At 51.2% G+C, this 15,656-nt stretch carries 13 protein-coding genes; 10 read left to right on the forward strand and 3 right to left on the reverse strand.

Annotated features, from left to right (window positions below; all coding sequences use genetic code 11):
• Positions 1-96: 96 nt before the first annotated feature.
• Positions 97-2,004, forward strand: a complete 1,908-nt coding sequence (locus MON37_RS04960; protein WP_039409349.1) for an ATP-binding cassette domain-containing protein — start codon at positions 97-99, stop codon at positions 2,002-2,004.
• Between the two features lie 71 nt (positions 2,005-2,075).
• Here the strand turns inward: MON37_RS04960 and guaB are convergent, their stop codons facing one another.
• Positions 2,076-3,539: an IMP dehydrogenase gene (guaB, locus tag MON37_RS04965; protein ID WP_039409351.1), complete on the reverse strand. Its 1,464-nt coding sequence runs from the start codon at positions 3,537-3,539 to the stop codon at positions 2,076-2,078.
• Positions 3,540-3,728: 189 nt separating this feature from the next.
• Positions 3,729-4,694: an IS30 family transposase gene (locus tag MON37_RS04970; protein WP_242883795.1), complete on the reverse strand. Its 966-nt coding sequence runs from the start codon at positions 4,692-4,694 to the stop codon at positions 3,729-3,731.
• Between the two features lie 27 nt (positions 4,695-4,721).
• Here MON37_RS04970 and MON37_RS04975 point away from each other — a divergent pair, with 27 nt between their 5' ends.
• The 4 genes from MON37_RS04975 (at position 4,722) to MON37_RS04990 (ending at position 7,666) form a co-directional block, all read left to right on the forward strand.
• Complete coding sequence (locus tag MON37_RS04975) at positions 4,722-4,964, forward strand: energy transducer TonB (protein WP_039409058.1); 243 nt, start codon at positions 4,722-4,724, stop codon at positions 4,962-4,964.
• A gap of 318 nt (positions 4,965-5,282) precedes the next feature.
• Positions 5,283-6,569, forward strand: a complete 1,287-nt coding sequence (gene eno, locus MON37_RS04980; protein WP_039409060.1) for a phosphopyruvate hydratase — start codon at positions 5,283-5,285, stop codon at positions 6,567-6,569.
• A 16-nt stretch (positions 6,570-6,585) separates the two neighbouring features.
• Positions 6,586-6,864, forward strand: coding sequence for a cell division protein FtsB (gene ftsB / locus MON37_RS04985; RefSeq protein ID WP_003743241.1), 279 nt, complete (start codon positions 6,586-6,588; stop codon positions 6,862-6,864).
• A gap of 307 nt (positions 6,865-7,171) precedes the next feature.
• Positions 7,172-7,666, forward strand: a complete 495-nt coding sequence (locus tag MON37_RS04990; RefSeq protein WP_003743239.1) for a hypothetical protein — start codon at positions 7,172-7,174, stop codon at positions 7,664-7,666.
• Positions 7,667-7,883: 217 nt separating this feature from the next.
• Here the strand turns inward: MON37_RS04990 and MON37_RS04995 are convergent, their stop codons facing one another.
• Positions 7,884-9,257 (reverse strand): DEAD/DEAH box helicase, encoded by a 1,374-nt coding sequence (locus MON37_RS04995; RefSeq protein WP_039409062.1) that lies wholly within the window; start codon positions 9,255-9,257, stop codon positions 7,884-7,886.
• A gap of 337 nt (positions 9,258-9,594) precedes the next feature.
• On the opposite strand from MON37_RS04995, the gene MON37_RS05000 reads away from it, so the two are divergent.
• From MON37_RS05000 to gyrA, 5 genes are all read left to right on the forward strand, one after another.
• Positions 9,595-10,539 (forward strand): class I SAM-dependent methyltransferase, encoded by a 945-nt coding sequence (locus MON37_RS05000; protein WP_039409065.1) that lies wholly within the window; start codon positions 9,595-9,597, stop codon positions 10,537-10,539.
• Between the two features lie 37 nt (positions 10,540-10,576).
• Positions 10,577-10,855 carry a hypothetical protein gene (locus MON37_RS05005; RefSeq protein WP_003758590.1) on the forward strand — a complete coding sequence of 93 codons (279 nt, stop codon included), beginning with the start codon at positions 10,577-10,579 and terminating at the stop codon, positions 10,853-10,855.
• A 48-nt stretch (positions 10,856-10,903) separates the two neighbouring features.
• Complete coding sequence (earP, locus tag MON37_RS05010) at positions 10,904-12,055, forward strand: elongation factor P maturation arginine rhamnosyltransferase EarP (RefSeq protein ID WP_039409068.1); 1,152 nt, start codon at positions 10,904-10,906, stop codon at positions 12,053-12,055.
• A 40-nt stretch (positions 12,056-12,095) separates the two neighbouring features.
• Positions 12,096-12,656: an elongation factor P gene (gene efp / locus MON37_RS05015; RefSeq protein WP_002219406.1), complete on the forward strand. Its 561-nt coding sequence runs from the start codon at positions 12,096-12,098 to the stop codon at positions 12,654-12,656.
• Positions 12,657-12,838: 182 nt separating this feature from the next.
• Complete coding sequence (gyrA, locus tag MON37_RS05020) at positions 12,839-15,604, forward strand: DNA gyrase subunit A (protein ID WP_039409121.1); 2,766 nt, start codon at positions 12,839-12,841, stop codon at positions 15,602-15,604.
• The last annotated feature ends 52 nt before the right edge of the window (positions 15,605-15,656 follow it).

Here is a 15,656-nt window from a genome sequence, read left to right on the forward strand (position 1 = left end):
CGGATTTTCGTTTTCAGACGACCTTTTTGCCTGATTTCAAAGAAACCTTCAAAATCGTTTAAAATCCAAACCCTTTCATCTTTCTCAATCTGCCTTATGAACATCTTATCCGTAGAAAACGCTTCTTTTGCCGTCGGCCATGTCGCCTTGCTCGACAAAACTTCCTTCCAACTCGACAGCGGCGAAAAAATCGGCTTAATCGGCCGCAACGGCGCGGGTAAGTCTTCGTTTCTGAAAATCCTCGCCGACGTGCAGAAGCTCGACGACGGGCAGATTATCGTTCAAAACAACCTCAAAATCGTTTATGTGCCGCAGGAATCGTTTTTCGACAAAGAAGCCACCGTATTCGACACCGTCGCCGAAGGCTTGGGCGAAATCCGCGACCTGCTGCGCCGTTACCACCGCGTCAGCCATGAGTTGGAAAATGGTTCAAGTGAAACCTTATTGAAAGAACTCAACGAATTGCAGCTTGAAATCGAAGCGAAGGACGGTTGGAAGCTGGATGCGGCGGTGAAGCAGACTTTGGGCGAACTCGGTTTGCCGGAAAATGAAAAAATCGGTAACCTCTCCGGCGGGCAGAAAAAGCGCGTTGCCTTGGCGCAGGCTTGGGTGCAGAAGCCCGACGTATTGCTGCTGGACGAGCCGACCAACCATTTGGACATAGACGCGATTATCTGGCTGGAAAACCTGCTCAAAGCGTTTGAAGGCAGCCTGGTTGTGATTACCCACGACCGCCGTTTTTTGGACAACATCGCTACGCGCATTGTCGAACTCGACCGCGGCATTCTGCGCTCCTATCCCGGCTCGTTCTCCAAATACAGCGAAAAAAAAGCGCAAGAGTTGGCAGTAGAAGCGGAACATAACCGCCTCTTCGACAAATTCCACGCTCAGGAAGAAGCGTGGATACGCAAAGGCATCGAAGCGCGCCGTACCCGCAACGAAGGCCGCGTGCGCCGTTTGGAAGAACTGCGCCGCCAGCGTGCCGAACGCCGCAACGTACAAGGACAGGTCAACTTCAAACTCGACAGCGGCGAGAAAAGCGGCAAAATCATCGCCGAGCTGGAACACGCCTCGTTTGCCTATGGCGACAAAGTCATCATGGACAAATTTTCCGCCATCTTGCAGCGCGGTGACAAAATCGGCTTAATCGGCCCAAACGGTATCGGCAAAACCACCTTCCTCAAGCTGATTCTGGGCGAATTGCAGCCGACCTACGGCAGAATCCGCATCGGCAGCAAGCAGGAAGTCGCCTATTTTGACCAGTTCCGCAGCGCGTTGAACGAAAACGACACCGTGTTTTACACGCTCGGACAAGGCAACGATTACGTCGAAATCGGCGGCAAGAAAAAACACGTCATGAGCTATCTGGAAGATTTCCTGTTCCATCCTGCCCGCGCGCAAAGCCCCGTCTCATCGCTCTCCGGCGGCGAACGTAACCGCCTCCTGCTGGCAAAACTTTTTACCCGCCCCGCCAATACCCTGGTCTTGGACGAACCGACCAACGACTTGGACATCGACACCCAAGAGTTGCTCGAAGACCTGCTGCGCGATTACCAGGGCACGGTATTCCTCGTCTCGCACGACCGTATGTTCCTTGATAACGTAATTACCCAAAGCATTGTTTTCGAAGGACAAGGCCGTCTGAAAGAATACATCGGCGGCTATCAGGACTATATCGACGCAAAATCACGCGAAGAGAAAATTCAGACGACCGCTGCGCCGAAAATAACCGCAGAACCGGAAAAAGCCAAACCCAAAGCCAACCGCACGGTCAAACTTTCCTACAAAGAACAACGCGAACTCGACGCCCTGCCCGACGAAATCGCCGCCTTGGAAACCGAACAGGCGGAAATCAACGCGCAACTTTCCGATCCTGAAATTTTCAAAGATTACGAAAAAGCCGGCGCATTGCAAAACCGTGCCGAAGAAATCGAAACACTGCTCTTGGAAAAATTGGAACGCTGGGAGCTTCTGGAGGCTAAGCAGAACGGTGAAGCAATCTGATTTTTAGGGCATTATTCAAACAATAGAAAGAGGTCGTCTGAAACTTTCAGACGACCTCTTTTCACTTTACCTTAGCGGTGATAGTTCGGCGCTTCTTTGGTAATTTGAACATCGTGAACGTGGGATTCGCTCATACCTGCGGAAGTGATTTCCACAAATTCTGCTTTCTCGTGCATTTCAGCAATATTGGCGCAACCCAAATAACCCATGCTGGAGCGCAGACCGCCGGTCAATTGGTGGATGATGTTCACAATCGGGCCTTTGTAAGGCACGCGGCCTTCGATGCCTTCGGGAACATATTTGTCTGTGCTGTCGGTTTTGTCTTGGAAGTAGCGGTCGGCAGAACCTTGGCTCATCGCACCCAACGAACCCATGCCGCGGTAAGACTTGTAAGAGCGGCCTTGGTAAAGTTCGATTTCGCCCGGTGCTTCTTCCGTACCGGCAAACATACCGCCGAGCATGACGCTGTAAGCACCTGCTGCCAGAGCTTTGGCAATATCGCCGGAGAAGCGGATACCGCCGTCGGCAATCAGGGGAACGCCTGTACCTTTCAAGGCTTCGGAAACATTGTGAATCGCAGTCAGCTGAGGCACACCCACGCCTGCCACGATACGGGTGGTACAAATCGAGCCCGGACCGATACCGACTTTAACGGCATCCGCACCGGCAGCCACCAAATCCAAAGCGGCTTGGGCAGTCGCGATGTTGCCGCCAATGACTTGGATGTGCGGATAGGTTTCTTTTACCCAGCGCACGCGATCGATAACGCCTTGGCTATGACCGTGGGCAGTATCAACCACAATCACGTCCACGCCTGCTTCTACCAATGCTTTGACGCGCTCTTCGGTATCGCCGCCGGTACCCACAGCGGCACCGACACGCAGACGGCCTTCGGCATCTTTGCTGGCATTAGGGAATTCGGTTGTTTTCAGAATATCTTTAACAGTAATCAGACCTTTGAGTTCATCTTGGTCGTTCAATACCAAAACGCGCTCTACTTTGTGCGCATGCATGATCTCGCGTGCTTCATCAATGCTGGTACCTTCAGGAACGGTAACCAAACGATCGCGAGGGGTCATGATGGCAGAAACCGGCAGATCGACACGGTTTTCAAAACGCAGGTCGCGGTTGGTCACGATACCGACCACTTTGCCGTTTTCAACAACAGGCAGACCGGACATTTTGCGTTTGCGTTGTGCGCGCATTTCCAATACATCGCGAATCAATGCGGTCGGCGCAACGGTAACGGGATCTTTCACCACGCCGCTCTCGTGGCGTTTCACTTTGGAAACGGCACGCGCCTGCATTTCGGACGTCATGTTTTTATGGATAATGCCGATACCGCCTTCTTGCGCCATGGAAATGGCGAGGCGTGCTTCGGTAACGGTGTCCATTGCGGCAGAAAGTAAGGGGAGGTTGAGAGTGATTTCGCGGGTGAGCTTGGTTTGAAGTTTAACGTCTCGTGGCAGCACGGTTGAATGTGCAGGAACCAACAAAACATCGTCGAAAGTATAGGCTTTTTCTACGATACGCATGATGCTCAGTCTTTCAGTTTGTGCAAGATGCACGGCATTATAGCATTTAAATGCCAACCTTGACAAAATTTTGCAAGGGCTTTGTTATTTTTTTACACGATGATAAATGCCCGGAAATTTTGATACCGATTTTGCTTTTTCAACAAAGTTGCCAATATACCTGCTTGGATTCGGATTTCAAGTGCAACACTAGGGTACCAGTGGTTGGAACAGATTCAAGAATAAAACACTTGGCGTTTCGTAGCCAAGTGTTTTTCTCGGCCGGTGGTTCAACTCATCTTGAACCCTGCGTATCTCCCGATCGCTGATGTTTCGGAAATCGGTTTGTTTGGGGAAATATTGCCGGATGAGTCCATTGGTGTTCTCATTCAGCCCTTTCTCCCAAGAATGGTAAGGGCGGCAAAAATAGGTTTTCGCCTTCAATGCTTTGGCTATTTTGGTGTGTTGGTAGAACTCTTTGCCGTTATCCATGGTGATGGTGTGGACTCTGGCTTTATATGCCTTTAATACCCTAATGGCCGCCCGGGCAGTGTCTTCGGCTTTTAAGTTCTTTAATTTGCAGATGATGGTGTAGCGGGTAGTGCGTTCGACCAAGGTCAATAACGCGCTTTTCTGATTTTTGCCGACGATGGTGTCGGCCTCCCAATCGCCGATGCGGGTTTTCCGGTCGACGATAGCAGGTCGGTTCTCTATGCCGACGCGGTCGGGCACTTTGCCTCTGGTCCATGTGCTGCCGTAGCGTTTGCGGTAGGGTTTGCTGCATATTCTGAGGTGTTGCCACAAAGTGCCGCCGTTGCTTTTGTCTTGGCGAAGGTAGCGGTAAATGGTGCTGTGATGGAGTGTGATCCCGTGGTGTTTGCGTAAGTAAGCGCATACTTGTTCGGGACTGAGTTTGCGGTGGATAAGGGTGTCGATGTGTTGAACCAGCTGCGAATCGAGCTTATAGGGTTTTCGCCGGTGCTGTTTGGTCAGCCGGCTTTGCTTCTGTGCTTTTTCGGCGCTGTATTGCTGTCCTTGGATGCAGTGCCGCTTGATTTCTCGGCTGATGGTGCTTTTGTGGCGGTTGAGCTGTTTGGCGATTTCGGCGATGGTGCAGTGGCGGGACAGGTATTGGATATGGTATCGTTCGTCTTGGGTCAGTTGTGTGTAGCTCATGGCAATCTTTCTTGCAGGACAGGCCGTATGCTACCGCATACTGGCCTTTTTCTGTTATGGAAAGTTGCACTTCAAATGCGAATCCGCCCTGTTCCCAAATATCCTGTTTATTTCCTAGAAAATGGAGAGAAAGGACAAGCCATTCTCGGCGTAAGGGCTTTAAATAATCACTCAAATATGGTTCGCATTATTGAAATCAGCGGCTATCACAGATTAGACAATGCTGCTCTCCCAGCCCTTAAAAATATCCTTATTTATCTTAAAATTTAAAAAGATATTGAATATTATCGGTTGGTTAAATTCTCATTCGAATCGTTTTCAGACAGCCTCTCTGTCTAAAACAAAGCATTCTCGGTAAGCTCCCCTGCCCTGAAACCTCAAAAACTGTTAAAATAAGGTGCTGTTTGAACAAATATTATTTCTTGTGCAAACCTATGTTGATGTGAAACAAACTTACAGTTGGTTTCATCGTAATTTCAATACCACCATCGGTATAATCGCCGTTGATGTGCTTTCAGCGACACTCACAGGTCGTCTGAAATGTAACAAAGCTACTTTTCTTTTTTCATCCTCATTTGGAGAATATTCATGAGCGCAATCGTTGATATTTTTGCCCGCGAGATTTTGGATTCACGCGGCAACCCCACCGTAGAATGCGATGTATTGCTGGAGTCCGGCGTAATGGGCCGTGCCGCCGTTCCTAGCGGTGCTTCTACCGGTCAAAAAGAAGCTTTGGAACTTCGCGACGGCGACAAATCCCGCTACTCCGGCAAAGGCGTATTGAAAGCAGTTGAACACGTCAACAACCAAATTGCCCAAGCCCTGATCGGTATCGATGCCAACGAACAGTCCTACATCGACAAAATCATGATCGAGCTGGACGGCACTGAAAACAAAGGCAATTTGGGTGCGAATGCTACTTTGGCAGTTTCTATGGCTGTTGCCCGCGCGGCTGCCGAAGATTCAGGTCTGCCGCTGTACCGTTACTTGGGCGGCGCCGGTCCTATGGCTTTGCCTGTTCCGATGATGAACGTTATCAACGGCGGCGAACATGCCAATAACAGCCTGAACATTCAAGAATTTATGATTATGCCTGTCGGCGCAAAATCCTTCCGCGAAGCCCTGCGCTGCGGCGCCGAAATTTTCCACGCGCTGAAAAAACTGTGCGACGGTAAAGGCTTCCCGACTACTGTCGGAGATGAAGGCGGTTTCGCACCTAACCTGAACAGCCACAAAGAAGCCCTGCAACTGATGGTTGAAGCAACCGAAGCCGCTGGTTACAAAGCAGGCGATGATGTCTTGTTTGCTTTGGACTGCGCATCCAGCGAGTTCTACAAAGACGGCAAATACCACTTGGAAGCCGAAGGCCGTTCTTACACCAGCGCAGAATTTGCCGAATACCTCGAGGGCTTGGTTAACGAATTCCCGATTATCTCCATCGAAGACGGTATGGATGAAAACGACTGGGACGGCTGGAAACTTCTCACCGAAAAACTCGGCAACAAAGTACAACTGGTTGGCGACGACTTGTTCGTAACCAATCCGAAAATCCTTGCCGAAGGCATCGAAAAAGGCGTGGCAAACGCATTGCTGGTCAAAGTCAACCAAATCGGTACTTTGAGCGAAACCTTGCAAGCGGTTGACTTGGCAAAACGCAGCCGTTACGCCAGCGTAATGAGCCACCGTTCGGGCGAAACTGAAGACAGCACCATTGCCGACTTGGCAGTCGCTACCAACTGTATGCAGATCAAAACCGGTTCATTGAGCCGATCCGACCGCATGGCGAAATACAACCAACTGCTGCGCATCGAGGAAGAATTGGCAGAAGCTGCCTACTACCCTGGCAAAGCCGCATTCTATCAACTGGGCAAATAAGAAAAGGTATTGATGTATGAAGTGGGTAACTGTTGTTTTATCCATCGCGCTTGCTTACTGCCAATACAGCCTTTGGTTTGGAAAAGGCAGTATCGGGCATACGGAAGAATTGCAGGAACAACTTTCCGTGCAGGAGGAAAAAAACCAGACGCTCACTTTGCGCAATCAGTTCCTTGCTGCGGAAGTCGATGATTTGGCGAACGGTCAAGAAGCGATTTCTGAAATTGCCCGTGTGGAATTGGGTTACGTCCAAGACGGCGAAACCTATTACCGTTTTATCGAACGCAGCCGTTAATTGCCCTGATGGGAATAAAAGGTCGTCTGAAAAATTTCAGACGACCTTCTTTTATCTGTAGCTTGGACTTTCCCCGCGAAAACAACTTGGTTTTATAAAAATATTCAGAGTTTGCTGCTACTTCAAACTTTCATATTCCTACCTATGCGGAAATGACGGTATTAATGAGAGTATCTTAATTTTAAATTGTACAAAAAATGAAATGTCCTCAAATAGTGAAATCAACTAAAAATAGAAATAAGAATTGATTGCATTTGACTTTTGAACTAATATAACGCCATTCTTCCTACCTCGTCTGAAGCTTGCCATGCGTTACCACTTTCCGATTTCTGTCGATATGTTTGACTTTCTGACCACAGGCCGATTTGATTATCTGGAAATCGGACAAACTGCAGAAATGATTTTACAAATGTTCCCCGCTCCCGAATGCGTTCCTAAAGGGCTTTTAGTGAAAAAGGGATGGAATATCTGGCTTTATGGCAATATTGAACTGCATTTTTCAGACGACCGCCTTACTCAAATCCGTGCTGATTTCCAACCCGGAGAGCCATTAAACGGAGGACGCTGGTTAAGTCTTAATCCCTGGTTCTTCAATCATGCAGACAAGCTTGATTTGTATTCGACTATTGCAAAACTGGTACAGCACCGCATCGACTTTATCAAAATAGATACACCTTCCGCACTGATTTTGCGCTTGCAAAGCGGTGTGGAGCTGATGTTTGAGAAATTCAGCGGACAGCGGTTATTTGCATTTTGCAAACAGAAAACCACGCTTCCTCAATGGGCGCATGAGCCGGTATAAATTTATGGCGTATTGAACCCATCTGTCTCAAACTCTCCTTCGTCTCATCATAATAAAAAGGTCGTCTGAAATCGATTTTCAGACGACCTTTTTGTTAGGCAACGCGGTATCAAAGTTTCTTCATATAGTGGATTAACTTTAAACCAGTACGGCGTTGCCTCGCCTTGTCCTGATTTAAAGTTAATCCACTATACCCGCTATTGATTTGGCTTTAGCATCAGCCTCTTTTCACTGGACGGCTTGGTTTCGAGTCGAAAGAATCGTTGGCTTTACGTTTGCCTTTGAAGCCTTCGCCGCCTTTCTTAAAGCCTTCTTTTTTGAAACCTTCGCCGCGCGATTTGCCACCGAAGCCTTCTTTGCCCGGTTTCTTATCGCCGCGCCAGCCGCCGGATTTTCTATCGCCCCAGCCACCTTTGCCTTTCGGCTTGCCACCTGCGGATTTGCGCTTGCGGGTCGGTTCCATGCCTTCGACGGTCAGCTCGGGCAATTTACGGCCGATGTATTTTTCGATTTTGTGTACTTTGACGTATTCGTTCACTTCGGCGAAGGTAATCGCAATACCCGTGCGCCCTGCCCGTCCGGTACGGCCGATGCGGTGAACATAGTCTTCCGCCTGTTTCGGCAGGTCGTAGTTGATGACGTGGGTAATGGTCGGCACGTCGATACCGCGTGCAGCAACGTCGGTGGCAACCAAAATTTTGCAGCGGCCTTTGCGCAAATCCATCAGCGTGCGGTTGCGCCAGCCTTGCGGCATGTCGCCGTGCAGGCAGTTGGCAGCGAAACCTTTTTCGTACAAATCGTCGGCGATGACTTCGGTCATGGCTTTGGTGGACGTGAAAATCACGCATTGGTCGATATTGGCGTCGCGCAGGATGTGGTCGAGCAGGCGGTTTTTGTGGCGCATATCGTCGCAATAAAGCAGCTGCTCTTCGATTTTGCCTTGGTCGTCCACACGCTCGACTTCGATGATTTCAGGGTTTTTCGTCAGTTTGCGCGCCAGCTTGCCGACCGCGCCGTCCCAAGTGGCGGAGAATAATAAAGTCTGACGGTCGATCGGTGTGGCTTCGACGATGGTTTCGATGTCGTCGATAAAACCCATGTCCAGCATACGGTCGGCTTCGTCCAAAATCAGCACTTCCAAACAGGCGAAATCGACTTTGCCGCTTTGCATCAAGTCCATCAGACGGCCCGGCGTGGCGACAATCAGGTCGACCGGTTTGCTCAGAGCGCGGGTTTGGTAGCCGAAAGATGCGCCGCCGACGATGCTGACGGTGCGGAACCAACGCATATTTTTGGCGTACGCCAGCGCGTTTTTCTCGACTTGTGCCGCCAATTCGCGGGTCGGCGTCAACACCAACGCGCGCGGGCCTTTGCCCGGTTTTTCGCTGCGTTTGGTCAGCCGCTGCAACGTCGGCAGCAGGAAGGCGGCGGTTTTGCCGGAGCCGGTTTGCGCCGAAGCCATGATGTCGCGGCCTTCCAAAGCAAACGGAATAGCTTGCGCCTGAATCGGCGTCGGGCTTTCGTAACCCTCGCTGCGCACGGCGGACAAGATGTTTTTATCAAGGTTCAAATCGGCAAATTTAATAGACATGGCTATCCTAAAGAGACAACAACGCGCACGCCTGAACGGTTTTCAGACGACCTGAAGCAAAGGAAAGTAACGATACGGGAAATGTGAAGTTACAGGGTTGTCGCAAGCATCTTGCTTGTAGTTAACATCGACGACAACCTGCACAGAAAGGCTTGGCAAATCAGCAAGCAATAAAAGAAACGCGCCCGAAACGGCGGTTTAGGTTGGAAGACGATGGCTTCGTATAAAAAGGCGAACGGCGGATAATATAGATTTTATGGACAACGGTCAAGCAAAAAGGTATCAAGTGCGTTAAAATCCAAACCCTTCCCAATACTTATTCAGGCCGTCTGAAACCATGACCGACATCACACCCTTCGCCAACCGCATGGGCAAAAACATCAAACATCTCATGAAATGGGCGAAACGCAACGGCATCGAAGCCTGGCGCATTTACGACCGCGACATCCCCCAATTCCCCTTTGCCGTCGATGTTTACGGCGACCAAATCCACCTTCAGGAATACGATACCGGCTGGCTGATGCAGCCCGAAGAATACGAAGCGTGGCTTGCCGAAGTATTGGAAGCCGTCGCCTTCGTTACCGGTTTTGCGCCCGAACAAATCCACCTCAAACGCCGCGAACGCCAAAAAGGCTTGCAGCAATACGAGAAAACCGGCAAAACCGGCGACGATTTCGTCATCACCGAAAACGGTCGCAAGTTTTGGGTTAACCTCGACAAATACCTCGACACCGGCCTCTTCCTCGACCACCGCAACACGCGCAAAAAAGTCGGCGAAACCGCAGCGGGCAAACGCTTCCTCAACCTGTTTTCCTACACCGGCAGCTTCACCGTCTATGCAGCCACCGGCGGCGCAACGTCCAGTGAAACCGTCGATTTGTCCAACACTTATCTCGATTGGGCAAAACGCAATTTCGAACTCAACGGTATCCGCCCCGAACAACACAAAATCGTCCGCGCCGACGTGTTCCAATACCTGCAAAACGCCGCCGCCGAAGGCAAACAGTTCGATCTTATCGTCATGGATCCGCCCAGCTTCTCCAACAGCAAAAAGATGCTCGACATCCTCGACATCCAGCGCGACCACAAAAAGTTGATTGACGGCGCGATGAACCTGCTCGTTTCAGACGGCATTTTGTACTTTTCCAACAACTTGCGCAGCTTCATCTTGGACGACTCGGTATCGGAACAATACGCCGTCAAAGACATTTCCAAACAATCCGTTCCCGACGATTTCCGCAACAAGAAAATCCATCAGTGTTGGGAAATCAGACATAAATAACCGCCCTCTTCCAATTATTTTGAACTGATTACACACCATGTCCAAACCGCTCATCATCCGCTGGCTTGCCGTCTGCCTGATACCTTTGGCGACGCTTGCCGTTTTCGCCGTCAATCCGCCCGAAGACGCGGCGCAACACTTAATCAACGGCATCATCCTTGCCTGCGAAGCGACGTTTCTGTTCAAATTCGTCCTTTTCGACACCATCAAGCATCATCTTAAGCAAGAGTTTGATTTGAAACGTCAAACCATGCTGCTGTTTATTCCAATCGTTTTGCTGATTGTGTATTTGTTCCACTATTTCGGCGCGTTTTAGTTTTGAAAAGGTCGTCTGAAACGGATTTCAGACGACCTCGAGTCTTTTATGAATACACACGCTTTTCCTGTTTGTTGGATTTTTTGCAACGTCATCGACAATTTCGGCGACATCGGCGTTTCCTTGCGGCTTGCCCGTGTTTTGCACCGTGAACTCGGTTGGCAGGTGCATTTGTGGACGGACGATGTGTCTGCTTTGCGGGCGCTTTGTCCTGATTTGCCCGACGTTCCCTGCGTTCATCAGGATATTTATGTCCGCACTTGGCATTTTGACGCGGCAGACATTGATGCTGCGCCCATTCCCGATGTTGTCATCGAAACTTTTGCCTGCGACCTGCCCGAAAATGTGTTGCACATCATCCGCCGACACAAGCCGCTTTGGCTGAATTGGGAATATTTGAGCGCGGAAGACAGCAATGAAAGGCTGCACCTGATGCCTTCGCCGCAGGAGGGCGTTCAAAAATATTTTTGGTTTATGGGTTTCAGCAAAAAAAGCGGCGGGTTGATACGCGAACGCGATTACCGTGATGCCGTCCGTTTCAATAGCGAAGCCATGCGAGAGTGGCTGATGCTTCCTGAAAAAAATGCCCCCGAATGGCTGCTTTTCGGCTATCGGAGCGATGTTTGGGCGAAGTGGCTGGACATGTGGCAACAGGCAGGCAGCCCGCTGACCCTGCTGCTGGCTGGGACGCAAATCATCGACAGCCTCAAACAAAGCGGCGTCATTCCGCAAAACGCCCTGCAAAACGACGGCGATGTTTTTCAGACGACCTCAGTCCGCCTCGTCAAAATCCCTTTCGTGCCGCAACAGGATTTCGACAAACTGCTGCACCTCGCCGACTGCGCCGTGATACGTGGCGAAGACAGTTTCGTCCGTGCCCAGCTTGCCGGCAAACCCTTCTTTTGGCACATCTACCCGCAAGACGAGCATGTCCATCTCGACAAACTCCACGCCTTTTGGGATAAGTCACACGGCTTCTACACGCCCGAAACCGCCTCGGCACACCGCCGCCTTTCAGACGACCTCAACGGAGGAGAGGCTTTATCCGCAACACAACGCCTCGAATGTTGGCAAATCCTGCAACAACACCAAAACGACTGGCGGCAAGGCGCGGAGGATTGGAGCCGTCATCTTTTTAAGCAACCTTCCGCCCCCGAAAAACTCGCCGCCTTTATTTCAAAGCTTAAAAAAATACGCTAAAATAGCGCGTTTATTTACAACCGATTTGATTGGACAATACATGAAAACAGCACAAGAACTGCGCGCCGGCAACGTATTCATGGTCGGCAACGATCCTATGGTCGTTCAAAAAACCGAATACATCAAAGGCGGCCGCTCTTCCGCCAAAGTCAGCATGAAACTGAAAAACCTGCTGACCGGTGCCGCTTCCGAAACCATTTACAAAGCCGACGACAAATTCGACGTCGTCATCCTGTCCCGCAAAAACTGTACTTACAGCTACTTTGCCGACCCTATGTACGTCTTCATGGACGAAGAATTCAACCAATACGAAATCGAAGCCGACAATATCGGCGACGCGTTGAAATTCATCGTTGACGGCATGGAAGACCAATGCGAAGTGACCTTCTACGAAGGCAACCCCATTTCTGTCGAACTGCCTACCATCATCGTACGCGAAGTTGAATACACCGAGCCTGCCGTTAAAGGCGATACTTCCGGCAAAGTGATGAAAACCGCGCGTCTGGTCGGCGGCACTGAAATCCAAGTGATGTCTTACATCGAAAACGGCGACAAAGTTGAAATCGATACCCGTACCGGCGAATTCCGCAAACGCGCTTAAGCATCAGCTTCGGTTCAAGATAAAAGGTCGTCTGAAAAGTTTCAGACGACCTTTTATCTATTTTTACAACCATCGTTCTGCAAGTTGCCCAGATTTGCCGCATTGCCCCGCAAAACGCCCTTTCCAAGCCGTTTTTATGCTAAAATTTGAGCTAATTTTTGCCATACGAAATAAAGAAAACCATGACCGACGCAACTATCCGCAACGACCATAAATTCGCACTCGAAACCCTGCCCGTCAGCCTTGAAGACGAAATGCGCAAAAGCTATCTCGATTACGCCATGAGCGTGATTGTCGGCCGCGCGCTGCCCGATGTGCGCGACGGTTTGAAGCCGGTGCACCGCCGCGTGCTTTACGCCATGCACGAGCTGAAAAACAACTGGAATGCCGCCTACAAAAAATCGGCGCGTATCGTCGGCGACGTCATCGGTAAATACCATCCGCACGGCGATTCCGCGGTTTACGACACCATCGTGCGCATGGCGCAGGATTTTTCGATGCGCTACGTCTTAATCGACGGTCAGGGCAACTTCGGTTCGGTTGACGGCGACGGCGCCGCGGCCATGCGTTATACCGAAATCCGCATGGCGAAAATCGCTCACGAAATGCTGGCGGACATCGAAGAAGAAACCGTCAATTTTGGTCTGAACTATGACGGCAGCGAACACGAGCCGCTGGTGTTGCCGACCCGCTTCCCCGCGCTGTTGGTCAACGGCTCGTCCGGTATCGCCGTCGGTATGGCGACCAATATCCCGCCGCACAATCTCACTGACACCATCAATGCCTGTCTTCGTCTTTTGGACGAACCCGAAACCGAAATCGACGAATTAATCAATATTCTCCAAGCCCCCGATTTCCCGACCGGCGCAACCATCTACGGCTTGAGCGGCGTGCGCGAAGGCTATAAAACCGGCCGCGGCCGCGTCGTCATGCGCGGTAAAACCCATATCGAGCCCATAGGCAAAAACGGCGAACGCGAAGCCATCATCATCGACGAAATTCCGTATCAGGTGAACAAAGCCAAGCTGGTGGAAAAAATCGGCGAGTTGGTGCGCGAAAAAACGTTGGAAGGCGTATCCGACCTGCGCGACGAATCCGACAAATCCGGTATGCGCGTCGTTATCGAATTGAAACGTAACGAAAACGCCGAAGTCGTTTTAAACCAACTCTACAAACTCACCCAGCTTCAAGACAGCTTCGGCATCAACATGGTTGCCTTGGTTGACGGTCAGCCGCGCCTGTTGAACCTGAAACAGATTCTGGCGGAATTCCTGCGCCACCGTCGTGAAGTCGTAACCCGCCGCACCCTGTTCCGCCTGAAAAAAGCGCGTCATGAAGGCCATATCGCCGAAGGTAAAGCCGTCGCCCTGTCCAATATTGACGAGATGATTCGGTTGATTAAAGAATCCGCCGACGCGCCTGAAGCCAAAGAAAAACTGCTGTCCCGCGCATGGCGCAGCGGCTTGGTGGAAGACATGCTGAGCCGTACCGACCTCGACCTGCGCATGGCGCGCCCCGAAGGCCTGCCCGCCAACCTAGGCTTGCAGGAACAAGGCTATTATCTGAGCGAAATCCAGGCCGACGCCATCCTGCGCATGAGCCTGCGCAACCTGACCGGCCTCGACCAAGAAGAAATTGTCGGCGACTACAAAACCATCATGGCAAAAATCATCGACTATTTGGACATTTTGGCGAAACCGGAACGCATCACCCAAATCATCCGCGAAGAATTGGAAGAAACCAAAACCAATTTCGGCGACGAACGCCGCAGCGAAATCAACCCGTTCGGCGGCGACATTGCCGATGAAGACCTGATTCCGCAACGCGAAATGGTCGTTACCCTGACTCACGGTGGCTATATCAAAACCCAGCCGACCACCGACTATCAGGCGCAGCGTCGCGGCGGGCGCGGCAAACAGGCGGCGGCCACCAAAGACGAAGACTTCATCGAAACCCTGTTCGTTGCGAACACGCATGACTATTTGATGTGTTTCACCAATCTCGGCAAATGCCACTGGATTAAGGTTTACAAACTGCCCGAAGGCGGACGCAACAGCCGCGGTCGCCCGATTAACAACGTCATCCAGTTGGAAGAAGGCGAAAAAGTCAGCGCCATCCTCGCTGTGCGCGAATTTCCTGAAGACCAATACGTCTTCTTCGCCACCGCACAAGGCATGGTGAAAAAAGTCCAGCTTTCAGCCTTTAAAAACGTCCGCAGCCAAGGCATCAAAGCCATCGCGCTCAAAGAAGGCGACTACCTCGTCGGCGCCGCGCAAACCAGCGGCTCGGACGACATCATGCTGTTCTCCAACTTGGGTAAAGCCATCCGCTTCAACGAATACTGGGAAAAATCCGGTAACGACGAAGCGGAAGATGCCGACATCGAAACCGAGATTTCAGACGACCTCGAAGACGAAACCGCCGACAACGAAAATGCCCTGCCAAGCGGCAAACACGGTGTGCGTCCGTCTGGTCGCGGCAGCGGCGGCTTACGCGGTATGCGCCTGCCTGCCGACGGCAAAATCGTCAGCCTGATTACCTTCGCCCCCGAAGCCGCGCAAAGCGATTTGCAAGTGCTGACCGCCACCGCCAACGGCTACGGCAAACGTACCCCGATTGCCGATTACAGCCGTAAAAACAAAGGCGGACAAGGCAATATCGCCATCAACACCGGCGAGCGCAACGGCGATTTGGTCGCCGCAACCTTGGTCGGTGAAACCGACGACCTGATGCTGATTACCAGCGGCGGCGTCCTCATCCGCACCAAAGTCGAACAAATCCGCGAAACCGGCCGCGCAGCAGCAGGCGTGCGCCTGATTAATCTGGACGAAGGCGAGCAACTGGTCAGCCTCGAGCGGGTAGCGGAAGAGCCGGAAGACGCGTCAGCTTCAGATGAAGAAAACACTACCGAGTCAAACGTAACGACAGAAGACAATACACCGCAATAAAGCAAGAAACAGGCCGTCTGAAAAACAATCTACGTTTTTTCAGACGGCGGCG

Source organism: Morococcus cerebrosus, assembly GCF_022749515.1.
Lineage (GTDB): Bacteria > Pseudomonadota > Gammaproteobacteria > Burkholderiales > Neisseriaceae > Neisseria > Neisseria cerebrosa.